This window comes from Dyella choica (genome assembly GCF_003977665.1).
Lineage (GTDB): Bacteria > Pseudomonadota > Gammaproteobacteria > Xanthomonadales > Rhodanobacteraceae > Dyella_B > Dyella_B choica.
The window spans coordinates 1-23257 of record NZ_RYYV01000022.1 but is presented as its reverse complement, the minus strand read 5'-3'; the positions used below and the strand labels follow the sequence as shown (position 1 = coordinate 23257).

Genomic DNA, 23257 nt, shown 5'->3' with positions numbered 1-23257 from the left:
GACACGACGGGTCTGCGCCGCGTCGCGTCGCTCATTTATGTGAAATTGATCACGGTTTTTAAACTTGCTCGAATGCTAGGCGATAGACAGAAGGAGGGACATGTCTGTGCGTCTCAGGTTTAGAACACACAGACAAGGAACGCGTCAGCGCAGCTCGGTCAGGCTGCTGTTCCAGCGACGCGCCATCATTTCCACCGCAGGATCTTGCGCGCCACGTATGCTGATGGCGCGATAAGCACCAGGCGGGATACCAAACGCCTGCTTGAACAAGCGGCTCGCATGGCTTTCATCGGCAAACCCGAGCGTCGGTGCCAACTCGGCCAATGACAGACTGTCGAACACGCGGTTATCCAGCCGTTCGCGCAATTGCTGCAGTCGACACTGTTGTATGAAGCGGTTGACGCCGCCGCTGGATTCGAAAAGACGATAAAGACCCGCGCGCGAGATGCCAGTGGCCTGCGTAATGTGCTGGACGGAAAAATCCGCTACACCGATGTTTGCTTCGATAAGCCGCCGCACCGTTTCGAAGCGAACGTGCTCAAGCCGGTAGAACTCCGCGCGCGCGCCGCTACCGAGCGGACTCACCGCCACCGACAGCAGATCGATAAGCGTGCGTGTAATCGTTGAATGCGCAGCGAACGGCAGGTGCGGCATCTGCTCCACTAGCGCGCGCAAAAAGGCGGCGAGCAACCCCCCTTCGCGCTCGCCAATCCGATATCCGTGCAAGCCCTGCACATCGCCAACCGCCGCGCGCACAGCATCGCGCGCCAGGCTCACGGTGATTTGCACCACGCCGTCGGCACCCGTTTCCGATGGTTCGCACGTATCGAGCAGCACACTTTCGCCCGGCCTGATCGTCATCGCGTGGCCGTCCGGGCCGGCGAACAGTTCACCGCCGATGACATGGCTCAGCACAAAATGATCGAATCCATCCGACTCCACGCGCTCGCGGCGGCGATGACGAATGCCGCCGTATTCGCGGGCGAACACAATGGTGCGTTCCAGACGCCAGCTGCGAACGCGAGCGTAGAACGGTGCGTCCGTGCGCTCGACATCCGCGCCACGCGCATACAGATCGCAATAGCGCGCGAATGCGACGTCCGGATCATAGGCCGCGCTATCGAACACGAAAATTTCGCTCACCCGACATGCTCCATGGCCGTACGACGTCCGTTCCGGCCAGCAAAAAAAGCGGCCAACGTTCCGAGCACCGCAGCCCCTGCGCACACGTTGCATAAGGCAAGCGATAAACCGTGTCCGCCGGTGCCCAGACCGTCGCTGATCAGGCCCGTCATGAAAGGGCCAAGTGCCACGCCCGTCAAAGTGATGAAGGAAAGAAAGATCCGAAACCCCGCATCGTGCAGCGATGTACCCAATATCAAGGGCAAATTGGCCAACGCAGCCAGCGCTGCGATGCCCCCCACCAGCGATGCCAGCGCCAGCAAGCAGCACGCCGTGGATGCCGAACTTGCGCGAGGAATCAGACTCAGCAGCGGAATGACCAGCAACAAAGCCCAAGCAACCATCGTCATGGGCGACATGCCTCTTTGGCTCCGGTCGATGAGCGCGCCGGCTGTGAAGTGCCCGACTGGCTGGGCCACCAGCAAACAAACGCCGAATACCGATGCCGCCATCGCCGGCGTAAGCCCGTGCTCGCGATGCAAGATCGACGGCGCCCACGCGCCAATGGCCTGCACCACCAGCACGCTGGCGCCGGCCCCACACAAATAGGCGCACATCATGCCCGGGCGTTCCCAGAAAGCAGCCTGTATCTGCTTAAAAACCCCGCCGGACGGTGGCGCTGCCTCGTGCGATAGCTCCTTGCGATTCAAGAGCATTCCGATCAATAAAAGATTCGGCGCCGCCATCACCAGAAACAGCAGACGCCAGTGCGCGAAGGCCGCACCCGGCACCCATCGCGCGAACATGGCCAGCACGCCTCCACCCAGCAGCAGCGAAAGGCCACGCCCGATCGGCGCCGCCGCGGTAAATATCGCGATGGAGCGAGCACGCCACTGTGGCGCCGAGCACTCAACCATAAGGTTCAAGGCAAGTGGCACATAGGCGGCCTGGCCCAGGCCCACCATCGCTCGCGCTAGCACCAGCACGATAAAAGCGTGCCCGAACGCAAAGATCGCCATGCCTGCCGCCCACGTAACAATGCACAAGGCCAGCATACGAAAGCGATTGCGCGAACGCGCAAGCGGCCAGCTCCCCAACATGCCAACCACATAGAGGAGCACGAATGCCGGTCCATCGAGCAGACCCAGTTGCGCATCCGACAGACCCATGTCCGTCTTCAACAAAGGCGCGGCGACCGCGGGCAGGTTGCGATCAACAAACGCCAGGCAATGACCCAGCGCCAGCAATGCAAACAGCGGCACCGCCAGTTTCCGTGATTTCAAATCGCCCCCTGACAACGCTACGCTCCCCGCGGCACGGCTACCGTGCGATGCCAGCCATATTCGAGAGCTTTTCAAAGGGCTCGTAGCAAGCCTCATGCCAAGGAAAAAACCAACCTACCGGCGGGCGGGCGCGCGTGAGATCCCATGACGGCCGGACGTTGCCGGTCACCTTGTGACCATAGGGCGAGATAAGCGGCGGCATTCGGCTCACTGAGCGATACGACAAGCGCTCTCCCAATTCTGACGATCGGACTAGCTGCTTTTCGTAAATGGGCACGTGGCTTTGAATACCCATGTTGAGCAATCGATCCGCTATACAACCAGCGCACTAGACCGGCTTTAGTGCTGCCTCGTTGCACACACTATGAGGTTATATAAGGTCATTTTTCGAACTTGCGTCGTGCGTAACTCATTGGCCGAAAAGAATACGCACAGACTATGGATCTTAGTAGACGGCATAGTCTGTGTCGGCGCGCGGTCAAATGCACAAACTTAGGATGTGCGAAAACGTACGGACTATGCAGTTCTGCCCGAAACCGACATTCGATCAGAGACATAGAGACCGTTTCTTGGATGTCTCCGATTGACCTGATGGCACGGATCTCCCCGATCGCATCCCTTGCCTCTTCTCCGTGATGGACTTGCACCATCTACCTTCTGCCAGCTTGGCTGGCGCACTGGATGGCTGGATGCGGCAAGACCTGGACGCGCGGCGGAGTCGGAATCGCCGGACTTGTCGCTGTGGCGCCTCAAATGAGGCGCCACTAACGAAAGAGGGTTGGTTGTGCGTCAGGCCTTGTTCTGGACCTTCGTCACCATCGAACTGCGGCGCAGATCCATTTCGCCTTCCAGGACTTCGGGAAGGGCTGCCACGAATGCTTTCATGTACGGAAGTTCGAAGTGCGCCTCGAGATCCGACGGGTGCTTCCAGTTTTCATAGATAACCCAGACATCGGCATCTTCGTCCGAGCGATGAAGGTCGTAATTGATATTTCCGGGCTCGGCGCGCGCCTGGTCGACCAAGCCAGCGAGCCGGCGGCCGAGCTCATCACCTAGGCCACGCTTGGCGCGGATGAAGGCAATCAGGGTGAGTTGTGCGCCGTTGGCGGCTTCAGGGGCTTTCGCAATGGGCTGGGTTGTCATGAGGAACTCCAAGGGGGTTGGGGAGATAAGTCGGTAATCGGTGGAGGCGTAGCGAGAAATCGGCGGCTTGGTACGGCGAGGGATCAGGCTATGGAGTAACCATCGCCGACGAGCAGACCGTGACCCGAGACGAAAGACGCGTGATCGGAGGCCAGGAAGGCGACAACATTTGCTACTTCGGCCGACGTGCCTGCGCCGCCGGGCACGGCCGAGGCAACAAAGGCTTTCGCTTCGGTGCCCGGCCGGATGCGGTCTTGGAACGGCGTATCGATGATGCGGGGGTGACCGCGTTGACGCGGATGCCTTCCTTGGACAGTTTGATCGAGGCCGTCTTGGTCAAGGCCACCTTTCCGGCGAGCGTCTTAATTTGCAATGCGTGCGTTCATAACCATCTCGAAAATCCAAGTTTTGTCTTTGAAGGGCTAGGTCGGAATCAACCCGGCCTTTTGCCTTGGGCGCCATTCTGGTGATTTGAACTGCTGCGAAAAAGTAAGCAATATTTGCTACGGTGATGAATGTGGTTCACTAATGGAAAACACCAAGCTAAGCGCGCTCGCGGTCTTCACAGCTGTCGCCAGACATCGAGCTTTCGTCAGGTGACAACGGGGCGACGGACTTCGGCATTCGCCATTAGCCACTCGATTCGGAATCTCGAAGCGCTGTTGGCGTTCGACTCTTCCATCGCGCGACGCGTAGCGTTTCGATTCGCTTGCTAGACTTCCCGCAACGGCACGTATCGGGGAACGCGCATGCAAGCCAGGTTTGGGATGATTGTGCTTTTGCCTCTGATGGTCTCAACGGCGAATGGCACGGATATCTACAAGTGCACGGGCAAGAACGGGACCGTTTCCTATAGCGATACCCCCTGCCCTAGCCAGCAAACCACTTTGTTGCACAAGGAGACGGAGGCGGAAGCCGCCGAGGCGAAGCAGAACCGTATCGCCAATACCGTCTATCGCCTACTCGATAGCGGCCACGACGAAGAGGCCAGGGATTTCGCTGCTGCGAATGGCGTTAGTGCCCTCTACCGGGACCGCGTTCAAGCCAACGTCAGGCACCAGCAAGAACAACGCGCCAAGGAAGTAGCCCAAGACGCCCAGATGCGGCGCGAGATGCAAGCCGAAGACGAGGCCCGACATCAAAAGACCATGCAGGAAATGCAGGATAAACGGGTGGCGGCTGATGCGGCGCAAGAAAAGTTTCGCAAAGAGCACTGGAGCGAGATAAAGCAACAGCACCCTGGCGATGCGCTGCAAAGTCAGTCCGCGAAGACCTTCAACTCCGCCAGGGGCAAGTGGTGTACGGTCGGCAAAGACGGCTCCACCGTATGTGAATGAGCGAAGCTTTGGCTTTCTGCGGGTCGGGGACGCTGTTTACCAGCATGCGACGATTGGGAACATCCTGACCCCTTCCCTCTTCCGCAAGGCGGAAAGACTAATGACCGCAGATTGAGCAGTCAGAAATCGCCGCTCAGTGCCGGGCCAGACTCGTCTGGTGAGACAGCGCTCCGCCAGACTTTCGCAGTAGCTGAAACCTAGCGTGTCACTTGCCTGAATAAGCCTCGGCGAACGCCTCCAGGGCGTTAAGGAGCTGGCTCACAGCGCCGTCGCCTCCCTGCCGTCCTCCAAGGAGTGAATTTATGCGAATCAAACGGCTTTGAAGGGATGCTCGATCGTCAGTTGATTGCCCAACATAAGGTTCAATCTGAACGCGTAGATATGTGCATATTTTCTGCACATTTGTGCTCACCAATAGTATTTGACCCCGCTCGATCCTTGATATCTGAGATCGGTCGACATTTATCCTTTTTTCCAGTTTTGCACGCGACATCTTGCGGCGCTCCCGAGCCAACCTCAAGCTAGCCCCTAGCGCCGCGGCGTCCGCAGCTGATTTGAATCTGATCGCCATTTGTGCATAATATTTGCACACTCTCGCGATGGTTTCGACCCATGGCAGTCTACATTGATTCCGAGGGGATCCGATGGCGCAACCGCCTGTGGTGTCATCTCGTCGCTGATTCGCTGAGTGAGCTGCACGATTTCGCTCGGCGCCTCGGGCTCAAGCGCCAGTGGTTCCAGGACCATGGCGCCTATCCGCACTACGACGTCACGATGACTGTTCGCGAAAAAGCGCTACGTCTCGGCGCCGTGGACGCTGATCGCTTTACCATTGTTGATCGAAGTAGGGTTCTGCGGCGCGAGCTCCTTGCCCAGCGTGCTGTATGGGCCGAACGCAACCTCCAGGAGGAAGTTGTTCCATGACGCCAGCCAAGCGAAGGGGTGCTGCTCTCTCTTTACCCGAGTACGCGCTCAAATCCAGCGCCACAAACCAGCTGGATAAAGACCCGGAAGAACTCGATTACCTGAGGTTCGGGTTCTTTGGTGAAGTCGGAGGGCTATTATCTTCGGTCAAGCGCAGCGTTCGGGACCAGCTCAGCGAGTCCCAAAGCCAGCTAGCGTCGGAAGAACTGGGAGATGCGCTCTGGTACCTATTCGGTGTCGCCAAAGCACTTCAAGTGAGTCCAGATGATCTTGGCGTGGAGTGCATTCGGGAGTTGCGCAAGCGCGCTCAGGACAAAGATACAACGCCTAAGCTTCCTATTACGTTTCGCCATATCGACGGAGTGATGGATTCCCATCGCGGTGAATGGGACATCGTTCGCCCATTTCAGCTGGGCGTTCTTGCCAATGCAGCCGGAGTCTTAGCCTCGACTGCTCGCGAGCAGCTGAGAACAATGAGCCATCCCACGGCCTGTCAGCATCTGGGGAAAATCTTGGCTGAGTGGGCACTGGCCTGCCACACGTTCGATCTCAAAGTCGAAGACGTGGCTTATGAGAACTTGGCCAAGACGGCCAATCGTTGGCCAAGCGAGCAAGCGTTTCTGCCGTTTTTTGATCCTAGCGAGCGCTATCCCGAATATGAACAGTTTCCCAGGGTGTTTAGTATCGATTTCGTCGAGCGCATTGAAGGTGGCCGCACCTATGTTGTGCAACGTCTGCAAGACGTCAATATTGGCGACCGTCTAACAGACAACAGCAATGAGCCAGATGACTATCGTTTTCATGACGTCTTTCATCTCGCTTACGTCGCCTATTTAGGCTGGTCTCCTGTGCTCCGTGGCCTGTTGAAACTGAAAAGAAAGTCTCAGCCGAAGATCGATGAGAACGAGGACGGGGCTCGCGCGACGATCATCGAGGAGGGCATCGCCACCTGGATCTTCAATCATGCAAAGCGCCGCGATCACTACGAAAATGTCGCGCAGGGCAAGCTAGACTACGGTCTTCTTAAGCAGATCAAAAGTATGGTGGAAGGGTATGAGGTGGAGGCCTGCCCACTATGGCAGTGGGAAATGGCCATCCTGAGAGGCTTTGAGGTATTTCGGATGCTTAAGTCCAATCGGGGTGGCCGCGTCACCGTCAACATGAATGATCATACGCTTACATACGAAGAGCTCCCTCACCCCACATGAATCCTGCCTCCTTCGTTCGCGCCCTAGCTGCTTTACGTCAGCACAACGTGTTCAACCCGTACGCTGACGTGTGCCCGGTGCATGACCTGAGCGATGCCGCCGCGTTCAGGCGGAGAAATCTGCGTTCCTATCTCGCTGCCGCGAAGTCGATCGGCGTCGATACCATCTGGATGGGCCGTGACCTGGGCTACCGGGGGGGGCGCAGAACCGGACTCGCCCTGACCGATGAGCTCCATCTGACCGAGATGAGCAAGCTTTATCCGGGTTGCGAGTCGCGACAGGCGACGAAGGGTCCTGCGGTTGCAGAACGGACGGCAGCTGAGATCTGGACAATCCTCAGAAGCCTCGATCTTCCTCCGCTACTGTGGAACGTCTTCCCACTACATCCACACGAACCTGGCAATCCATTTACCAATCGCCGATTCAGCAATGCTGAACTTCGCGAAGTCGAAGAGCTCAACGCCGCGTTGATCTCTTGGTTAGGTATCAAACGCATCGTTGCCATCGGCCAGGATGCTGCGCGCTACGCGAGCCGGTTCGATGCCAAGGTAACGACGGTAAGGCATCCGAGCTACGGCGGTGTAATGGACTTCCGAGATGGCATGCGCCACGCGTACTCTCTCCCCGCACCTCGGGTAGCGAAACCGCGGCAGGCTCTCTTGGCCTACTGATCGCGTGTCGAGGGAAGGCCCCCAAGAAAGGTTGTTGTTGCATCGACACCACCCCAAGTGTCGGTATCGAGCACAGCAAGCGTGCTAACGCAGGTCAGCGGACCGATTCCCAAGCCCGACTCGATGGCTACGAACTTCTGCAGCTGGCTGAGACCAATCAAGTTCCCCAAGGCACGCTGCGCGTAGTAGTGTGCCCGGTATACGGCAGTCAATGTGACTCGGCCTTTATTTAGCTTGAAACTAAGGTGGCTAAGACAGGGAATATTGCGCCGCGGCTTTGCTGCAGGGTTCGCCACGGGAAGTTCACACCATGGACCATCGCCACCATTTTCGAGCAAATCATCCGGTTCGAGAACGCCGAGCTCATAGACAGCTTGATATCCCTGCCCATTCTTTGCGTCGATAAACTTCTGCACGATACGGTCAAGCGGATTGAAGTTCTTCCCGCTTTTGCGGTCCGGGCGCTCCATCATGCGCCACGCGTAAGTGCCCCAGCTGTTTTTCTTTTTTCCGCGCTTGATAGCCGTCAAATATCGATCGTAGAAATCGGGTCGGCCGAACCGCTTGTAAAGGTGATTGGGGAATAGCGTGCCTGCAACAGTGTCGAGTGACATGTCAGTGGTGTGCGTCCTCAGCTTGGCATCGACCGCTCGCCATATCTCCAGGTCGTCCGCCATAAGCGTGGGAGACGCGATCTCCAGGACGACATTGAGTGCCGTTCGGCCGGGACTGGTGTTTAGCTTCCTTACCGCTGCGAGCCAAACGGGGATGATACGGTCACCGACTATAAGCTCAGCCATGTTCTAGACCCCAAATGCGCATTGCGCATGCGTTTGAATGTAGTCGGCGGATAGCCATGCGGAGCCATTCTGGCCCCATGCTTGGCCCCAGCTATTGCGGATCAGAAAGAACGCCTCTTCTTCTTCCCAACCTAGACCCACCACGGCCACTGCATGACCTGACTGCGGAACAATGGGAGCGCCGTCGCGAATCCTGTCGCCATCAGGCGCATAAAAGGCGTGGGTGAGCATGAGCCCAAGGCCCACAACCAGGCCCTCACGCAACCGCCGAATGATCTCGTCCGTATCCATGGAAAATGCGTGTGCTGAGCCCCCAAAGAGAGGGACACCCGAGGGCAGTGGTGGCAAGGGAAAAGGGGGTTCCGTCTGCTGATATGGGCAGTCCACTTCAAGCGCAATCTGATTTGCCGCCTGGAGCGCGGCGGAAAGTTGCAGCCCGCAGTTTGGGACCCACGATCGGGAGCGAGCTGCTGCGCGTTGGTATAGGTATTCCGGGCTTAAAAAGCCGCCCGGCGAATAGCCATACTCCACTTCGCAAAGAGCGAACGCTAAGCACGTTAGACGCCTGCCTTGGTCTCGCGCGCTCAATCTCGATTGCGGAAGCGTCAGTTCAATTGTGATCATGCTGCAGGAGCACCTTCCTGCAGTAGACGGCGGCGCGAACCAGCGCTGAGTCCCTCTCCAGCCTCTTCAAAACCAACTGAAGTCCGAAAGCGGGCTTCGTCTTCCGACTTGGACTCCCAAGGACGCTTTTCCGTGAAGATTAAGGGCAAGATCTGCCCTGCGAACTTACCCCGTTCTGTATGGCCTATCAGAAGGTGATCAGCCTCGGCATTGGTAGTACTCGGCGGCTCTGCTGCGGCCGGGCGGGCGGATGTGTCTAGCGGCTGTATCCGGAAACCTTCGCTGTGTGCCTCATCCAACGACCAGAGGTAGCCCGACGGTGCGTGATTTGGAAGGCGAACTACGATTTGATCGCGGACAGATGGCTCTAGAATCAGCTCGCGATCACGTTCATCAAGCAACCAGACGTCATTGCGTGCCTCAAAGTCGCCACGGCTCAAGATCGACCGCTTGATCTCAGCGGGCTCCGTGCGCGTCATTCGATCGGCATCACTGGAAGCCCACAACTTTAAACGCGCCAGGCTCCAGGCCATGGCCGCGTAGCTCACACCGATACGGAGGGAGAGCTGATAAAGATTCAGCGGATCCCGCAGCGCGGCGATGGACCAGCCCTTTCGGCGCATCGTCTGGGCCAAGACGCCACGGGATGTAAGCAGGCAGTAGGCGAACCAGTCGGCTTCGCGTTCCTGGAGCGCGGCGTCCTTGTCGTATTGGATGTGCTCGTCGGCCGTCGACTCGTGCCCGAGGAAATAGTGGCCTAGTTCATGCGCGCAGGTAAGGTGAATCAAACCCGTGGGACGATCGGAGTTGATGATGATGCCCGGCGTCGATTCGCGTACGAACGCACCTAATAGCTTCTCAAAGGGACGACGCATGACCATGACGCCTTGCATCGCAGCGATCCAAAGTGGATCGACGCGCGTGTAGCCATCTTCGTGGATGCGGCGCTCAGCACCTGTATCCCGTAGGACTTCTACAGCGATCTGCGCGGCTTTCGTCTTGAATTCGAGCATTCCCTTACTCGCTGCCGGTTATTTGGGGGACTTCTTCAAGAATTCGGCGAATCGCGCGACTTCTTGAACATCGCTTTCGGACAACCCTTTCACCGCTCGCGCCAGGAATGCAAATTGCTTCGGCTCCGTATCCTCTGGTTCGCGTCCCGACAACAAGTACTCGACGCTCACTCGATAGAGCTTCGCCAGCCTGTCGAGTTCTGTGGCTTCGATCTTCCTGCCGCCGGACTCCATAAGTGTCACCGATGGCCTGGAAAGCTGCATAGCTACTGCGACCTCGTCTTGAGATAGGCCCAAATATTCGCGTGCACCACGCAAACGCTCAGCCAGCTCCTGGCGTGGCGTTTTTTTTGCGTTGCTCATGCTTTGCTTTCCTCAACGACCTTAAGGATTTGGTCGCGCAACTTAGTAACGAATTCTTCCTTATCCTTGTAACCGCCTCGCTGGATGACCGCCTCCACTGGAATCTTCCGTTTAAATAATGTGTCGACTTCAAGAAGGACCGCAACGGCCGTGATCGAATCTAACGCAGCGCCAAGCTGGTCTGTGCTCGTGGGAGCATCATTGGTGGGGATTTCATTGCCATCCCAGAAGTTGCTGAGGATCCGTTCGAGCTCGGCCTTATGCTCGCTCATGTAGTACCTCGCTACCATCTTGGTAAGAAAATCGTACTACGATGAAATGCTAATCGCAATAAGCCTCTGGCTCTAAAACCCTTTCGTAGACTGCCAATCGGCGGCGCCGAGGTCACCGGGTCGCGGATAGAGTAGCTAAGAGTGGATATGCGTTCCGCTTGCGGACTTAACCAGCGGGACGAGCACATACCTTGTGCCCGATCTACGCCAGCCTTGGTTAAGCACACATGGCCATAAATACATGATTTCTATGCACTAATACACACTTTGCCTGCACGTATGAATCAAAGTGTGTATGGATAGGCATCGCCCAGCACAAACTATGAGTCGCCAGTTGGTACCGACTATGGCGTTCGCCTTTAGGCAATTACGGCAATTGAGAACATCCACCAAATAGTCCGCGAAGTAAGGGCTTGCTTACGCGCTTCGGCCGGTGACCTGACATTGGCGTCTAGTTGGCTAGGGACCATTTCTTGGATGTCCCCGATTGCGTGGATGTTAGGGCACTCAGGGTCGCAGCTCATCCAGGCGCGGGGCTATTCATCGCCCCACCGACGACGCCGAATAGATGTCCGAGCACCGTGTCATTCAGCGCAAAGGCTTGACTAGGAGGGGGCGTCCATATATCGCCCTTAGGGGAACTGATCGCGTGCTGTGACGCCCTTACCTCAGGCGCCGCGCTTACCGTGGCCTACGCCGACCATCGGGCTCTCTCGGCTCTTGGTATCGAGGATTACTCAGCCGCTTCTGGAATTCCCTGCTGATGTGAACGAGGTCGATTCCGCATGCCAGGCACCAGTCGCGTACCTGAACGGTGTCCAGACGCCGCCTGCCCCGCTCCGCCTCACTAACAAATGCCTGGTCGACATCCAACGTCGTTGCTAGTTGCTCCTGCGTGAGTTCCGCCTGCATTCGCACGTCGCGGAGTAGCTCCGCGAAGATTCGATGCTCTGGCCTGTAGATGCTTTTCCGTGCCACCGCGCAACCCTCCGAGTGGCATGAAAAGCTATATGCGCAGCTTATTTATGCGAGCTTCATATATGTGTTCTTCGCATGTGTTTGAATGCATGACGTCGCTGTGGACAGATTTTTTAGTGTGCCAAACAACCATACAAATCGCCCCCCCTGATCAGACCATCCAGCAACCCGTGCTGAGCCAGAGGCCGCAACGAGTCATCAGACACGACGAAGATGACAGAACACATGCCAAAGGATCTGGGCTGCCATGAAACAAATCACGCATATAGATTCCCGCTCGGCCAGGGTAACCAAAGGTGCGGACAGTCGAGAGGACCGGCACGACAGCCCGTTTTGGTTTCAAAGCCGCGCAGCACCCCTATCTAAACTCACCTACATCACTTCGGCCAGAGCGATTGAGGACATTCACCAAAGAACCCGCAAAGTAAGGGCTTGCTTACGAGCGTCGGACGGCGATTTGACGTTTTCGGCTAGTTGGCAAGAGACCGCTTCTTGGATGCCTCCGACTGCGCCCATCTCTTATGCTTCTCGCATTACGGAGTGGTTTAACCCATTGGATGTGAGAGAGCCTTCCGCGTCGTACCACGCACGGCCCCAGGCGCCAGCGCGCATCCTTGTGGTGGCGAATGATCCTGAAACGCGTAGCGTTTTGACCGCCGAACTCAAAGCGCTTCGCCTGGACTCACTCCCCGTGCCTGACAGCCTGGCAGCCTTGAATGCCATGGATTTGAAGGTGCCCGACGTGATCCTGATGGCCCTGGAGGGGCCGGACGCAGCCGTCTATCAAGCCGTGCTGCGTTTTACGGTCGCTAACCTTGCAAGACACGCCCATATTCCCCTCGTTGCCATCGTTGGGCAAGGTGGGGAGAGCTGGCGTCGCGCTTTGGATAGCCGCCTGGATAGTGTCCTGCACACTCCCCTGCGCCCAGGGGAGCTGTATGCCACCCTCGCGCGTTGGCTCGACCTGTCGCCACTCGCCGGTCAAGCGCCGGATGAACCCCTGCCGCCCCGTTGGCGTCGAGCCTGTATCGACGGGGACGTCCAGGAGTACGAGCGAGCCCTGGCAAGGCAGGACATCGCCAACATGGTGCACTTTGCGCATCGCGCGAAGGGCGCGGCGTTGGTGCTGCATGCGGATCAGGCGGCCGAGTTGGCGGATCGACTGGAACTCGCGGCAAGAGGCTATGCACCGCTGCAGCTAGATGAAACTCAACGCACGCTCGCCGCATTGAAGGTCGCTATCGCCCGCCACTTTGACTAGACCAAAGAGGCGGGCAGCGTGAGAGGAAAAAGGAAGGCCAGGCTAATCTGAAAAGGAAGTAGGACATGTCCGATACCTTGTCGCCGCGCTTGCGCGTGATGTTGCTTGAGGACCACGTGCTGGTACGCCATAGCATGGAGCTGCTGCTCAAGCATGAGTACGGATTGGACATAGCAGGCAGCTTTTGCACGCCTCGGCAACTCTTCGAGGCGTTGAAGGAAGACCGACCTGACGTGATCGTTACGGACTACGCCCTGAGTGCAACGGATACCGATGGCGCCAAGTTGCTCCGTTCCTTGCACCTGCATTATCCGCATGTGCGGGTCTTGGTGGTGTCGTCCCACTGCAACGCCCCTACGATAGCCCTGGCGATGAGGGCCGGCGCTCACGGCTTTATTGGCAAGACGCAGCACGAGACCGAATTGTACCTAGCCATCCGAACGGTTGCCGCGGGTCGGACCTATTTCGGCAGGCATCTGCCCGAGCCAGCCAGTTCTATCAACCCCATCCATCAGAGTAACGAGCCCGGCAAGGATCGCGGCGACGGGTGGCTGAACGCCTTCAACCTCTCCACTCGGGAACATGAGGTGCTGCGCTGCATACTCGATGGCATGCCCATCACAGCCATTGCCAAGAAGTTTTCCCGATCGGTCACCACGATCAGCGCGCAGAAGCATTCCGCCTTTCGCAAGCTAGGTGTATGTACCAGCCACGAGTTGTTCAAGGTGCTGTATCAGCACGGGTGAGCAGGCTCAGTACCGGATCAAAACAGGGAATCCACGGCCCGCCCCACAGCTGGTTATTGGGTGGAGCCCGTCTATTAGCTGCACAGCGACAACGACTCGGCGAGACACGAAGGCTCCGGCCGCGAGCTTACGTTTTGCTGGCCGGGTGCATGGCTAGCTGGCGCGCAGTCTCATAGGCTGCATCGTGGCCCGTGTTCCAATCTTCAAACCTGAGCGGTACGACGATATCCGGCTGCAGACTCCTCACTCTGACGGGATAAAACCAGTTGAGCCAAAAGCATACCCGCCAGTTGTCGCAAGGGCGCTGGTAGTCATGCTTCGCCGTTTGCGGGTAGGCGCATACCTTTAGATTGGGCAAGCAGGCCTTGTTACCCTCGGAGAAAAAGGACAAGCGGTCGCCGACCGGTTCGCCAATGATCGCGACCCGATCGCCACCGGCGTCTTTGACGAAAGCGGCCGTCGTGATAGCGGCGGAAAAAGTCGCCGAATTAGTGAGTACGATGATGCGACCACCTGGCGCGAGCAAGTTCGGCAGCGCATGCGTGAAATGCCAGGTATTGGTGTAATCGCCACCGCCATCGCCACGCAGGTCGAGAATCACGGCACAGGGTGGGTTTGCGCGAAGCGTTGCTTCCGTCTCAGCGAGAAACGGTGAAATCCGATGACTACCAACATCCCCGATACTCTGCAGTCGCACAACCTGGGCGCAGCTGTCCGCGGCAGGGAATAGCCGGAAAGGATGATCGAAATCCCGCCATGTTTCCGGCAGCTCGGTGGATTGCGGGTGGTAAGCGCTCCAGTCTTGCTCGACGCCCTTGCTCGGTTCGGGCGACAACCAACGTCCGCCAGCAGGTAGTCTGTCGCCCTTGTGCATCGAATAGGCATCCAGTCGACGCGTCACCGTTCGACCGTCGGACAGTACGACAGTCCAGGTCGAAGCCTTGGGCTCGGTGGCGATGCCCAAGCCGTACAGCAAGTCTTGCACGATGATGTAGATCGCATCGTTTTCCCGACGGAAGCCCTCCACGCCGCCGCGAAGCGTATCCAGCTGAGGCAAGATCTGATCGATCGGATGCCCGTCGATGCTCACCACGCGACCGCCGAGCATCTCGCGATAGGCAGTCGCCGCCCGAGTGACGTAGAAACCTTCCGCGAAGCGCGTCACCCTTAGCGGAACGATCAGCGCGCGCTGCTCGGCCGTTGCGTCCATTCGAGTGTGACCATTGTCGGCCAGCGCCATCACTTGCATCAGCGCTACGTGCAAAGCGGGTGGCGGCAGCGCATTCGGCATGGATCGGAGAGCGACGAGGCGTGCTTCTACCGTCTCACGTGCGGTAGGCGAAAAAGCACGATCGCGCGCTATCACCTTGGTGAGATAGTCGACATCTTGCTGCTGCGCCTCTAAAGGCGATGACGGCGTCGGATAACTGGCGCTTGGCGCAGCGCGATGGAAAAGGAAGTGGAACGCTAGGTTTAGTCCACCCACCATCACAACGAGGGCCAAAGCCAAACTTGCGAGAACAAGAACTACTCGTCGGAGGATGGCACGCACTGATCACCCCTTTTGTCCCGTTTAGGAAGCTCAGCAGCGCCGATAGGTTGCATCCGCCGTCGCACAAGCCAGTAGTGCCGCAAGTCACAGGGATCTCAACGCCTGCAAGGTGCGCTTTGGGGGCGAATCGGCCGGTCGATGCCCCCCCGCCGCCCGCGCATTCTTTAGAGTGTTGCATCGACGGACTGAATCCGCCGTCGGAAGCGGACTGCTGGAATGTGCACCCTGAGCCCGGCTTTCGAACGCACATGGATCGCCTAATCAGCTGCTTGCCTTGATGTCGGCGTGCCTACGGCGAAGTGCTCCGTCCAGTTGCAGCCAGTAGGCCGGATAGCCGAGTGCCTCGCGGTAGCTGGAATAGATGTCCCGCAAAAACCAACGGCGCGGATAGGCGCCACCGGCATCTACTGCGCCCGCCTGGCGCAAGGCGAGCCGCGCGCGCGGAAGATGGTAGAACTGAGAAACAGCCACAACGCTATGTTTGTCATGCGCGGCAAGCCACGCCTCTGCATGGCGAGCGGAGGCGCGCGTGTCATCCCCGTAGGGGTCTTCTTCGATGTCCTGAGACGGAACCCCATGGTCGACCAGCCACTGCTTCATGCCTGCGGCCTCGTTACGATGATCGAGTGGATAAATCCCGCCGCTAACCATGATGGTCGCGCAACCGCCATTGGCATACAGGGCCCTGGCCGCTTCAAGGCGGGCCTCAAGGCGAGGCATGGGGCGATTCCCCCTGGTCACGGTGTTCCCCAGGACCAGAGCGAGATCGGCACGCTTGGGCGTCGTAAGCAAACCGGCGAAAGCCACGGTTGCAGCTGCGATCGTCCAGATCGCGCATCCCCAATAGACAAGCCGCCACCAGCGGGTGTGCGGGCGAGTGCGTGTCATTTGGTACCACTCCTTCCATCGTCAAAGCCGAAAGTCTGCGCCATGAGCACAGCGGACATCATGGCCAGGAGGGGGCGGAATGCGGGCAGTGCTTCTTACGGAGAGGCGGCTCTGCCCCTCCTTCTTAATTTCAGTGTGTCAAGCGTCGGGATCGCCACCTTTCCCGGCATACTCAGTGGCTTCAGCCGGTCAACGCAACCCATTGCAAATCTTTGACGATTTCGGCGCGAACTTCGACAACTGTCCGGCTACCCTCCACCAGCCCCCAAAACTCGCTGTTTGGCATCCGCAATGCGTGTGGAACTAGGTCGAGCGCTATCTCAGCGACAAAAACATCGAAAAGAATCACTCGCCCTTCTGGAGCCGGCGGCGCGATAGGCTGTACCGTCAACGATTCCAGCTTCAGGTATCCGATCACCTTGAACTTGCACCACATCTCCTAAAACCCTCTCATCTCAGATTAGGATTAGCGGCACATCGATGGCCGTGTCCATTGAATACCCGCTTGCTCCATGCCGGACATGCTAGCAAGTGGACATCACCTCCCATCGATCCGCCAGCCCAGGAACTGATCCAGATCATCAGCCGCCGCGTCTGCTTGCCCTCGAACATGCGCATCAGCATCAGCCAGCCCTTTAGCGACCAGATCGTATACCGGCTCGCGTGGAAGCTCGCCAAAGCGACGAGCCAAGTGCCCGAAACTGAGCAACGCATTTCCACGAACTAGGGGATCGGAAGAGCGAGCGGCCGCTAGCGTGACTTCGAGGGCCGGCACCAAAGTGGGCGAGTTGAGGGCTAGTCCAATCAAAGCCCTCGCGGCAGAAATCCCTTCCCCCGCATCCAAAAGGCTCAGCACACCAATCGGAGAATTCCAGGCTTCTTCTACGTATTCCATTACCACCTCTATTGGATGTTACGGCGCTCAGAGTCGCAGCCCTTCCAGGCAGACCGGGGCAGGTTCACTTCCTAATGGATCGGACGTCAACCCCGTTCGGACCATGCTACCAGCCAGGCGTTGCGCGAACCGTCCACTTTGGGCGAAAGCGGGCATCTCGTAACAGGCCCGGTTAGACCGCAGGCCTCCAGTCGTGATCGACAAGGCAGGCAGTGAAATCGTCAAGCATGTCTGGTGACAGCTCAAATCGGGTCACATACCCACCCTTTGGATGCCTCTCGATGATCTCTACGTCGCTTACCCCGGGCGCGGATATCAGCAGTTTCAGCAGCTCAATTCGCTCATCGTCTACGCAGACGTTCGGGCTCTGCCGGTGCATCAGGCGATGGTATTGACGCATTCGCCCTCCCAACATTTTGAGATCCGCGTCGGCCGAAAGCGGACGTTCCACGCAGAAGCGTCATCTACTGAAATGGCTATCTGCCCCCAAATGAAGTTCTTTGTCCAGCGCTTCATTAACGTCGCAGTATTGGGCTCTAGCAACGGTGGATTTCTGCATTTTGAAATAGAGCGACGGCCGCCCCGGGATGTTGGCGTCGTTCGTCGCCAGTTCAAAGTATGTGAAATGGACAATGTTGCTATCTGCGTAGCTCTTACCCAGCTCGCGGTCAGCCGCAACGAGTTCTAGCGGATGCGTCGCCGTTGCACGCAGCAGACGGAAGTCATGTAGCACACAGTCGGCACCTCCACTTACCGTCAGAAGGTCACGCTCAGCACCTTGCTTGTCTGAGTAGTCCTCGAATAGGGGAACGAGTTTCCATGTATCCGAATCGCGCACATAGAAGGTAACGACATCAAAGTCATGTGCGTTGAAGTTCTCCCGTATGGCCCTGACGGCCATGAACTCCTTTCCATCGAGGACAAACCGGTTGATGCCGTTGTCGATCGATATTTCGGCATTGCCGTCCTGCTCGGAGGCCGAAGCAAACCCGGTAACGAGACAGAGCACAGCCAAAAATCCAATGGTCCATAACACCTGCTTGTGCATTCAGAATCCCTTGAATTCATCGAATCCGATCAGGCCAACCAATGTCCGCTGTGGATGGCGGAACCGGACATTAGTGGTCACCAAAATTCTCTCTCAACCAATTCCGCCTAGTCTCGATATTCTGACCGAGTTGAGGCAAGCGAACCGCCAAGCGGTCCAGTGCTGCGCTCATTTGATCCGGCGGCCAAAACAATAGCCCCTCGTCGAAGGCAAGTGCGATAGCGGCGTGTTCCGCATCGCCTTCCTCAATCCACTCTGCCAGTTCCTTCAGAATAGAGGCGCCATTATCGGTACCCTGCCACACGAGTCGGCCCAGCTGATCGGCCAGTGCGTCCGGCGTCGCAGTCGGGCTCCTGCTTTGGAAAAGCACTTCGGCAACGTTAGTCATTCGGCAATTGGAGAGGCGATTGGGTACATCCACCAAAAAAGGCCGCGAAGTATGGGCTCGCGTAGGCAGTTCGGACCATGATCTGACATTGGCGTCTAGTTGACTAGCCACCTAGATGATGTCCTGCACAACCCCCTGCGCCCCGAGCAGTTGTATGCCACCCTCGCGCGGTGGCTTGATCTACCGCCTCCCGCTGATCAAGCGCCGGATGAACCCCTGCCGCCCCGATGGCGCCGAGCCTGTATCGACGCGGACGTCCAGGAGTATGAGCGAGCCCTGGCAAGGCAGGACACCGCCAACATGCTGCACTTTTCGCATCGCGCGAAGGGCGCGGCGTTGGTGCTGCATGCAGATCAGGTGGCCGAGTTGGCGGATCGGCTCGAACTCGCGGCAAGAGGCTATGCATCGCTGCAGCCGGATGACATCCAGCGCACGCTCGCCGCGTTGAAGGTCGCTATCGCCCGCCACTTTGACTAAGCAGACGATGCGGGCAGCGAAAGAGGAAAAGAAGGCCAGGTTAATCTGAAAAGGAAGTAGGACATGTCCGATGCCCTGTTGCCGCGCTTGCGCGTGATGTTGCTCGAAGACCTCGTGCTGGTACGCCATGGCATGGAGCTGCTGCTCAAGCAAGAGTACGGAGTGGACATAGCAGGCAGCTTTTGCACGCCTCGGCAACTCTTCGATGCGCTAAAGGAAGACCGACCCGACGTAATCGTTACGGACTACGCACTGGGTGCAACGGAGACCGATGGCGCCAAGCTGCTGCGCTCCTTGCATCTGCATCATCCGCGTGTTCGCGTCTTGGTGGTGTCATCCCACTGCAACGCCGCCACGATGGCTGTCGCGCAGAAGGCCGGCGCTCACGGTTTCATTGGCAAAGCCGAGCACGACTCCGAACTGAACCTGGCCATCCGGGCGGTGGCCGCGGGCCGAACCTATTTCAGCCGACACCTGACCGACCTTGCCAGCCCAATCAACTCCATCCATCGGAGTGACGAGCCCGGCAAGGGCCTCGGCGACGAGTTGCTGGACACCTTCAAGCTTTCTGCACGGGAACATGAGGTGCTGCGCTGCCTGCTCGATGGGATGTCCATCACAGCCATTGCCAAAAAGTTTTCCCGGTCTGTCACCACGATCAGCGCGCAGAAGCACTCAGCCTTCCGCAAGATGGGTCTATGTAACGACCGCGAGTTGTTCAAGGTGCGGTATCAGCGCGGGTGAGCAGGCTCAGCAATGGGTCAATACAGAGGCCAACCCCTAGCTCCGTCATTTCCCGTTATTTGTTATTTTTTGTCACGGCACGCCTCCACTTCTTTTGCAACATCTTCCAAAAGCAACATGAATTCACGCAACGGCGCTATTGGGGACATGACTTTACCTATCCGAGCATCAAATGCGAATTGAACCTCCAATTACCGATCAGGGCGCTCGTCACTTACGCGACATATGAGCTGCCCTTCATAAGAGATTTCCGCCGCAAGCCACTCGTACTCAACAGGACTTACGAAGTCGACACTAAAGCCACTCATTTGATTTTCGTCCTTGGGTCCAACACTGTACTGAAGAAACCATCCTTGTTAAATCTCACTCCTTGTCCGTCCTGTCCAATGCGATATTCAACTCCGCCCTCCTGAAAGCTTTGCTCTAACCGCTTCTGGGCTTTTCAGGATATCGCCGACTATTTTTGCCGCCTGCTCGTTCTTTTCTGCTAGCTTGCCGGTGGACCACCACCCTGACCGCGATGGACTCGGCTGCTATACGGGCTTACGGCCTTCCAGCCAGCAAGTCGCGACATGAGGCACGACGGTGGCTGCAGCGCCCCTCAGAAATCTAAAACCGTAGGGGACCTTCTGGGCTTCTAGAGACACCAAATACTTCTCTGCAGAGAAGCGGGCCTTCTTTACCAAACCAGCAGCCGGATAGACGGTGAGCGACGTACCTACCGTGATGATCCGGGAGGCCGTTGAGAAGTGTCCAAGGCACTCCTCCATGAATCGGACGTCCTCTCCGAACCAAACAACATCTGGGCGTAGCTGGCTTCCTTTTTCGCAGAGCTCCCCGAGCTGAATGGTTGGGTTCGCCAGCATGTAGATGAGTGATGGATCGACTGAACTTCTGGCTTTCATAATTTCGCCATGAACATGGATGACATTCGTAGAACCCGCTCGTTCATGGAGATCATCGATATTCTGGGTGATCACGACGACATCGAACTTTGCCTCTAGGCTGGCGATAGCTCTGTGAGCTGCGTTTGGCTGTGCTGCCAATACGGCCTGGCGGCGCTCGTTGTAGAAGCTCAACACTGCGGATGGGTTCCGTCTCCATCCCTCGGGCGACGCAACGTCCTCGATGGCGTACTCGTTCCAGAGACCGCCCATGTCACGAAAGGTCTTTAACCCACTCTCTGCGCTAACACCTGCGCCAGTGAAGACGACGACCTTCTCCGCCACGCGAATCTCCGAGATTGAATTATTTGAGCTAAGCCAGGGAACGACCGCTAAGTAGCAGACACTATGGTTTGGTGCTTCAACACAAGGTTGCACTGATGCTGTAGCAACACCCTTTATAGCAATTCCCCCTTCATCTCTGGCGGCACCAAATCCGAATGGCGGCGCCAAATCGGTGCAAATAGATGCTCACCCAATGCAGCAATAAGGTGACCTGTGGCTAAGCGGATCTTCTTTGCCTCCTCTCCAGTCTCCGCCATTTCGGCTTTTTGTAGCAGTGAGAGAATTTTCTTTTCAAACTCGTGGCCGATTGCCAGCGCTTCGGCCGCCAATTCGTTGCTAGCAAAGAGATTCCCCTGATCCTGGGAACTGCGTCGAATAGATGACGGTGGCGAGCCAATTCCGTCTTCGAGCACCGCGAGTTCGACAACGTCTCCTAGTGCCAGCTCGATATCTGGCCAAAAGATCGAAACGTTTTCGGTGGCCAAAGAAGTATCGTGTCCAACAATGCGAATTCTACGTTTAGTCTCACCAGACTTGGGGCGATCCGAAAGATTGAGATGCGCACTCAAAAAACCCTCAGATGGCATCGACGCAATGTACTGCTGTTGGGAGTTCACGGTTAAGCCAATACGCACTGGTTCAGCCTCACGTTAGGTAGGTTAAGAGTGGCGATTGGGTGGCGATTGGGGACATCCACTAAAATGCTCGCGAAGTAAGGGCACCACCACTATCCTGGAGACTCTCCAGTGGAGGGTTCCCATGGCAAAGCTTGTGTTCGCATTGTCACAATCCCTGGATGGCTATGTCGACCATCAGAAATTGGGGCCTCCCGGGCCACTGGTCTCTCGCCACTTCCTAGAACACGTACGCAACCTGACGGGCCTGGTGTACGGACGCCGTACGTACGAGATCATGCGTTATTGGGACGAGGATCAGCCTGATTGGGACAAGGAGGATCACGAATTTGCGACGGTGTACCGAAGCCTACCGAAGTGGGTCGTGTCGCGCTCGCTTAAATCAGTCGGCCTCAACGCCATCCTGGTTGCCGATGATATCGAGGCGGCGATACGGGGACTGAAGGCCGAGCGCTCCGGAGAGATCGATGTCGCCGGCCCGGACCTGGCGCGAAGCCTGACCGACCTTGGTCTTATCGACGAGTATCGACTCTACCTCCGCCCCGTCGTGCTGGGTCACGGCAAGCCCTTCTTCGCGGGCCCTCGTCCGCCGCTGCGCCTGGTGGCCAGCGATTTCATCGGCGAGGACGTGATCAGGTTGACCTACGCTCCGGCTTAATGGCGCAACGCGCCTGACGGATGACGTCGACGCCCCGGGTAACCGCAGAAGACTACTTAACGGAGTTCGTCGCTCACGCTGAGTGTTCCGCTTTCGGTCACGACCACAAATTTCTTGCCGATAGTTCCGGAGGTAAAACCCTTTGAGAGAACGATGTAAATCGTGCGGCCACCCAGTTCCTTGTATCCAGCTTCGTAGGACAGTTGAAGGCCATTAACGGCAAAGCCCTTGACCTTGTCCAACTGCTCTCCATCCAGTTTGAACTGCTTCCCAAAGGCCATGATGGTGAGTTCTGAGATACCGCCATTCCCTTGCTTCCCGGTGATCGTCACATTGCCTGATTCGCCGACACCTTCCGAAGTGAACTCAAATGAGCTCATTCGAAGGAGACCCTCCTTTGAAGCAAGGGCTGCCGTAGAGCCAAGGGCGAGGGCCAAGGTGGCGATCAATAGACATAGCCTTCTCATATTCCTTCCCTATACGAGCCATTTGGTTGGCGTTTATGCACGATGCCCGCTTCCAGCTGAAAGCAGACCTCTAGATTGCACTCAATCTATCGCCCCCTGCCCCGCTTTCGGACCAGCGCCGCATGGTAATCACTTCCCCGCCTTGGCCTGCAACCCCCTGACATAACCAAGCTCGTCGATCGACCTCTGATCTCCCGGGCTGATGCTGAGGCAGGCGTTGTACTTCTTTGCCGCCTCGTCGAGCTTATGCTGCTCGACCAGCACGAAGCCTTGGCCGCGCAAGGCATGGCAGCGGAGCGTGGCCTTTTGCTCGGGCGGCGCAAATTCGGCGGCGCCATCCGCACTCTGAAACGTATCCAGCGCGCTTGACCAGTTCTTTTCGTTTTCGTAGACATTCCCAAGCTCGGAGAGAAACTGGGAATTGAAAGGCGAGAGCGTAAGCTCCCCCAGGTCCTGGACATGCGGGAAGTAGAACTTTCTGGCATCTTTTCCGCCAGGAGGTGTCATGAAGAAATCCAAATTCAGCGAGGC

General features: G+C 57.5%; 30 protein-coding genes. 9 read left to right on the top strand and 21 right to left on the bottom strand.

The window, feature by feature from the left end:
- Window positions 1-144: 144 nt before the first annotated feature.
- The 4 genes from EKH80_RS20240 to EKH80_RS24485 all read right to left on the bottom strand — a co-directional run bounded on the left by EKH80_RS20240 (window position 145) and on the right by EKH80_RS24485 (window position 3796).
- Window positions 145-1143, bottom strand: a complete 999-nt coding sequence (locus EKH80_RS20240; RefSeq protein WP_158628906.1) for a helix-turn-helix domain-containing protein — start codon at window positions 1141-1143, stop codon at window positions 145-147.
- Window positions 1140-2405, bottom strand: a complete 1266-nt coding sequence (locus EKH80_RS20235) for an MFS transporter (protein WP_158628905.1) — start codon at window positions 2403-2405, stop codon at window positions 1140-1142. Before EKH80_RS20235 ends, EKH80_RS20240 begins: the two co-directional genes overlap by 4 nt.
- A gap of 789 nt (window positions 2406-3194) precedes the next feature.
- Window positions 3195-3548 carry a putative quinol monooxygenase gene (locus EKH80_RS20230; RefSeq protein WP_126686615.1) on the bottom strand — a complete coding sequence of 118 codons (354 nt, stop codon included), beginning with the start codon at window positions 3546-3548 and terminating at the stop codon, window positions 3195-3197.
- An 83-nt stretch (window positions 3549-3631) separates the two neighbouring features.
- On the bottom strand, window positions 3632-3796 hold the full coding sequence (locus tag EKH80_RS24485) for an SDR family oxidoreductase (RefSeq protein WP_425481168.1): 165 nt from the start codon (window positions 3794-3796) through the stop codon (window positions 3632-3634).
- Window positions 3797-4297: 501 nt separating this feature from the next.
- Here EKH80_RS24485 and EKH80_RS20220 point away from each other — a divergent pair.
- Entirely contained in the window at window positions 4298-4885 is a 588-nt protein-coding gene (locus tag EKH80_RS20220) for a DUF4124 domain-containing protein (RefSeq protein ID WP_126686614.1), read from the top strand.
- Window positions 4886-5090: 205 nt separating this feature from the next.
- Here the strand turns inward: EKH80_RS20220 and EKH80_RS24480 are convergent, their stop codons facing one another.
- Window positions 5091-5456, bottom strand: a complete 366-nt coding sequence (locus EKH80_RS24480; RefSeq protein ID WP_126686613.1) for a helix-turn-helix domain-containing protein — start codon at window positions 5454-5456, stop codon at window positions 5091-5093.
- A 41-nt stretch (window positions 5457-5497) separates the two neighbouring features.
- Here EKH80_RS24480 and EKH80_RS20210 point away from each other — a divergent pair, with 41 nt between their 5' ends.
- Genes EKH80_RS20210 through EKH80_RS20200 form a run of 3 tightly spaced genes read left to right on the top strand, consistent with a single transcriptional unit; the run spans window position 5498 to window position 7688 of the window.
- Complete coding sequence (locus EKH80_RS20210) at window positions 5498-5809, top strand: DUF4031 domain-containing protein (RefSeq protein WP_126686612.1); 312 nt, start codon at window positions 5498-5500, stop codon at window positions 5807-5809.
- Window positions 5806-7017 carry a nucleoside triphosphate pyrophosphohydrolase family protein gene (locus EKH80_RS23900; protein WP_158628904.1) on the top strand — a complete coding sequence of 404 codons (1212 nt, stop codon included), beginning with the start codon at window positions 5806-5808 and terminating at the stop codon, window positions 7015-7017. Before EKH80_RS20210 ends, EKH80_RS23900 begins: the two co-directional genes overlap by 4 nt.
- Window positions 7014-7688: a uracil-DNA glycosylase gene (locus tag EKH80_RS20200; RefSeq protein ID WP_126686611.1), complete on the top strand. Its 675-nt coding sequence runs from the start codon at window positions 7014-7016 to the stop codon at window positions 7686-7688. The genes EKH80_RS23900 and EKH80_RS20200 overlap by 4 nt, the downstream gene beginning before the upstream one ends.
- Here EKH80_RS20200 and EKH80_RS20195 read toward each other — a convergent pair.
- From EKH80_RS20195 to EKH80_RS20170, 6 genes are all read right to left on the bottom strand, one after another.
- The gene (locus EKH80_RS20195; protein WP_126686610.1) at window positions 7682-8488 is read right to left on the bottom strand and encodes a thymidylate synthase family protein; all 807 of its coding nucleotides are present in this window, start codon (window positions 8486-8488) and stop codon (window positions 7682-7684) included. The two genes, EKH80_RS20200 and EKH80_RS20195, sit on opposite strands and share 7 nt — an antisense overlap.
- Window positions 8489-8491: 3 nt before the next feature.
- A complete protein-coding gene (locus tag EKH80_RS23895; RefSeq protein ID WP_158628903.1) occupies window positions 8492-8779 on the bottom strand; it encodes a C1 family peptidase in 288 nt (95 codons plus the stop codon).
- Between the two features lie 329 nt (window positions 8780-9108).
- Window positions 9109-10125, bottom strand: coding sequence for an ImmA/IrrE family metallo-endopeptidase (locus tag EKH80_RS20185; protein ID WP_126686608.1), 1017 nt, complete (start codon window positions 10123-10125; stop codon window positions 9109-9111).
- An 18-nt stretch (window positions 10126-10143) separates the two neighbouring features.
- Window positions 10144-10488, bottom strand: a complete 345-nt coding sequence (locus tag EKH80_RS20180) for a helix-turn-helix domain-containing protein (protein ID WP_126686607.1) — start codon at window positions 10486-10488, stop codon at window positions 10144-10146.
- Window positions 10485-10760: a hypothetical protein gene (locus EKH80_RS20175; RefSeq protein ID WP_126686606.1), complete on the bottom strand. Its 276-nt coding sequence runs from the start codon at window positions 10758-10760 to the stop codon at window positions 10485-10487. The genes EKH80_RS20180 and EKH80_RS20175 overlap by 4 nt, the downstream gene beginning before the upstream one ends.
- 681 nt (window positions 10761-11441) lie before the next feature.
- Window positions 11442-11738: a helix-turn-helix domain-containing protein gene (locus EKH80_RS20170; protein ID WP_126686605.1), complete on the bottom strand. Its 297-nt coding sequence runs from the start codon at window positions 11736-11738 to the stop codon at window positions 11442-11444.
- A gap of 691 nt (window positions 11739-12429) precedes the next feature.
- On the opposite strand from EKH80_RS20170, the gene EKH80_RS23890 reads away from it, so the two are divergent.
- Together EKH80_RS23890 and EKH80_RS20160 are read left to right on the top strand one after the other, a co-directional pair.
- Complete coding sequence (locus EKH80_RS23890) at window positions 12430-12999, top strand: Hpt domain-containing protein (RefSeq protein ID WP_158628902.1); 570 nt, start codon at window positions 12430-12432, stop codon at window positions 12997-12999.
- A gap of 65 nt (window positions 13000-13064) precedes the next feature.
- The gene (locus EKH80_RS20160) at window positions 13065-13745 is read left to right on the top strand and encodes a response regulator transcription factor (protein ID WP_126686603.1); all 681 of its coding nucleotides are present in this window, start codon (window positions 13065-13067) and stop codon (window positions 13743-13745) included.
- A gap of 127 nt (window positions 13746-13872) precedes the next feature.
- On the opposite strand, the gene EKH80_RS20155 is transcribed toward EKH80_RS20160, so the two are convergent.
- From EKH80_RS20155 to EKH80_RS20130, 6 genes are all read right to left on the bottom strand, one after another.
- Window positions 13873-15234, bottom strand: a complete 1362-nt coding sequence (locus EKH80_RS20155; RefSeq protein WP_126686602.1) for a S41 family peptidase — start codon at window positions 15232-15234, stop codon at window positions 13873-13875.
- 324 nt (window positions 15235-15558) lie between these two features.
- A complete protein-coding gene (locus tag EKH80_RS20150; RefSeq protein ID WP_126686601.1) occupies window positions 15559-16185 on the bottom strand; it encodes a YdcF family protein in 627 nt (208 codons plus the stop codon).
- A 181-nt stretch (window positions 16186-16366) separates the two neighbouring features.
- On the bottom strand, window positions 16367-16621 hold the full coding sequence (locus EKH80_RS20145) for a hypothetical protein (protein ID WP_126686600.1): 255 nt from the start codon (window positions 16619-16621) through the stop codon (window positions 16367-16369).
- 102 nt (window positions 16622-16723) lie between these two features.
- Window positions 16724-17080, bottom strand: a complete 357-nt coding sequence (locus EKH80_RS20140; protein ID WP_126686599.1) for a hypothetical protein — start codon at window positions 17078-17080, stop codon at window positions 16724-16726.
- A 460-nt stretch (window positions 17081-17540) separates the two neighbouring features.
- A complete protein-coding gene (locus tag EKH80_RS20135) occupies window positions 17541-18128 on the bottom strand; it encodes a carbapenem self-resistance protein CarG family protein (RefSeq protein ID WP_126686598.1) in 588 nt (195 codons plus the stop codon).
- 70 nt (window positions 18129-18198) lie between these two features.
- Window positions 18199-18516, bottom strand: a complete 318-nt coding sequence (locus tag EKH80_RS20130; RefSeq protein ID WP_126686597.1) for a hypothetical protein — start codon at window positions 18514-18516, stop codon at window positions 18199-18201.
- Between the two features lie 99 nt (window positions 18517-18615).
- Here EKH80_RS20130 and EKH80_RS20125 point away from each other — a divergent pair, with 99 nt between their 5' ends.
- On the top strand, window positions 18616-18993 hold the full coding sequence (locus tag EKH80_RS20125; RefSeq protein WP_126686596.1) for an Hpt domain-containing protein: 378 nt from the start codon (window positions 18616-18618) through the stop codon (window positions 18991-18993).
- Between the two features lie 63 nt (window positions 18994-19056).
- Window positions 19057-19737, top strand: coding sequence for a response regulator (locus tag EKH80_RS20120; RefSeq protein ID WP_126686595.1), 681 nt, complete (start codon window positions 19057-19059; stop codon window positions 19735-19737).
- Between the two features lie 533 nt (window positions 19738-20270).
- Here the strand turns inward: EKH80_RS20120 and EKH80_RS20115 are convergent.
- Window positions 20271-20966 carry an SIR2 family NAD-dependent protein deacylase gene (locus EKH80_RS20115; protein WP_230473848.1) on the bottom strand — a complete coding sequence of 232 codons (696 nt, stop codon included), beginning with the start codon at window positions 20964-20966 and terminating at the stop codon, window positions 20271-20273.
- A gap of 113 nt (window positions 20967-21079) precedes the next feature.
- Window positions 21080-21583, bottom strand: coding sequence for a hypothetical protein (locus EKH80_RS20110; protein ID WP_126686594.1), 504 nt, complete (start codon window positions 21581-21583; stop codon window positions 21080-21082).
- A gap of 142 nt (window positions 21584-21725) precedes the next feature.
- On the opposite strand from EKH80_RS20110, the gene EKH80_RS20105 reads away from it, so the two are divergent.
- The gene (locus EKH80_RS20105) at window positions 21726-22259 is read left to right on the top strand and encodes a dihydrofolate reductase family protein (RefSeq protein WP_126686593.1); all 534 of its coding nucleotides are present in this window, start codon (window positions 21726-21728) and stop codon (window positions 22257-22259) included.
- A 56-nt stretch (window positions 22260-22315) separates the two neighbouring features.
- Here the strand turns inward: EKH80_RS20105 and EKH80_RS20100 are convergent, their stop codons facing one another.
- Window positions 22316-22639: a hypothetical protein gene (locus EKH80_RS20100; RefSeq protein WP_126686592.1), complete on the bottom strand. Its 324-nt coding sequence runs from the start codon at window positions 22637-22639 to the stop codon at window positions 22316-22318.
- Window positions 22640-22855: 216 nt separating this feature from the next.
- Window positions 22856-23257 (bottom strand): tetratricopeptide repeat protein (locus EKH80_RS20095; RefSeq protein ID WP_230473847.1); only part of this gene is annotated, 402 nt, incomplete at its 5' end.

What these genes read in the sequence shown, in the direction of transcription:
- EKH80_RS20230 (WP_126686615.1), bottom strand. Translation starts at nt 3,548, where the DNA reads ATGACAACCCAGCCCATTGCGAAAGCCCCTGAAGCCGCCAACGGCGCA.
- EKH80_RS20220 (WP_126686614.1), top strand. Translation starts at nt 4,298, where the DNA reads ATGCAAGCCAGGTTTGGGATGATTGTGCTTTTGCCTCTGATGGTCTCA.
- EKH80_RS24480 (WP_126686613.1), bottom strand. Translation starts at nt 5,456, where the DNA reads ATGGCGATCAGATTCAAATCAGCTGCGGACGCCGCGGCGCTAGGGGCT.
- EKH80_RS20210 (WP_126686612.1), top strand. Translation starts at nt 5,498, where the DNA reads ATGGCAGTCTACATTGATTCCGAGGGGATCCGATGGCGCAACCGCCTG.
- EKH80_RS23900 (WP_158628904.1), top strand. Translation starts at nt 5,806, where the DNA reads ATGACGCCAGCCAAGCGAAGGGGTGCTGCTCTCTCTTTACCCGAGTAC.
- EKH80_RS20200 (WP_126686611.1), top strand. Translation starts at nt 7,014, where the DNA reads ATGAATCCTGCCTCCTTCGTTCGCGCCCTAGCTGCTTTACGTCAGCAC.
- EKH80_RS20195 (WP_126686610.1), bottom strand. Translation starts at nt 8,488, where the DNA reads ATGGCTGAGCTTATAGTCGGTGACCGTATCATCCCCGTTTGGCTCGCA.
- EKH80_RS23895 (WP_158628903.1), bottom strand. Translation starts at nt 8,779, where the DNA reads ATGGATACGGACGAGATCATTCGGCGGTTGCGTGAGGGCCTGGTTGTG.
- EKH80_RS20185 (WP_126686608.1), bottom strand. Translation starts at nt 10,125, where the DNA reads ATGCTCGAATTCAAGACGAAAGCCGCGCAGATCGCTGTAGAAGTCCTA.
- EKH80_RS20180 (WP_126686607.1), bottom strand. Translation starts at nt 10,488, where the DNA reads ATGAGCAACGCAAAAAAAACGCCACGCCAGGAGCTGGCTGAGCGTTTG.
- EKH80_RS20175 (WP_126686606.1), bottom strand. Translation starts at nt 10,760, where the DNA reads ATGAGCGAGCATAAGGCCGAGCTCGAACGGATCCTCAGCAACTTCTGG.
- EKH80_RS20160 (WP_126686603.1), top strand. Translation starts at nt 13,065, where the DNA reads ATGTCCGATACCTTGTCGCCGCGCTTGCGCGTGATGTTGCTTGAGGAC.
- EKH80_RS20155 (WP_126686602.1), bottom strand. Translation starts at nt 15,234, where the DNA reads ATGGTGGGTGGACTAAACCTAGCGTTCCACTTCCTTTTCCATCGCGCT.
- EKH80_RS20150 (WP_126686601.1), bottom strand. Translation starts at nt 16,185, where the DNA reads ATGACACGCACTCGCCCGCACACCCGCTGGTGGCGGCTTGTCTATTGG.
- EKH80_RS20145 (WP_126686600.1), bottom strand. Translation starts at nt 16,621, where the DNA reads ATGTGGTGCAAGTTCAAGGTGATCGGATACCTGAAGCTGGAATCGTTG.
- EKH80_RS20140 (WP_126686599.1), bottom strand. Translation starts at nt 17,080, where the DNA reads ATGGAATACGTAGAAGAAGCCTGGAATTCTCCGATTGGTGTGCTGAGC.
- EKH80_RS20135 (WP_126686598.1), bottom strand. Translation starts at nt 18,128, where the DNA reads ATGCACAAGCAGGTGTTATGGACCATTGGATTTTTGGCTGTGCTCTGT.
- EKH80_RS20130 (WP_126686597.1), bottom strand. Translation starts at nt 18,516, where the DNA reads ATGACTAACGTTGCCGAAGTGCTTTTCCAAAGCAGGAGCCCGACTGCG.
- EKH80_RS20120 (WP_126686595.1), top strand. Translation starts at nt 19,057, where the DNA reads ATGTCCGATGCCCTGTTGCCGCGCTTGCGCGTGATGTTGCTCGAAGAC.
- EKH80_RS20105 (WP_126686593.1), top strand. Translation starts at nt 21,726, where the DNA reads ATGGCAAAGCTTGTGTTCGCATTGTCACAATCCCTGGATGGCTATGTC.
- EKH80_RS20100 (WP_126686592.1), bottom strand. Translation starts at nt 22,639, where the DNA reads ATGAGCTCATTTGAGTTCACTTCGGAAGGTGTCGGCGAATCAGGCAAT.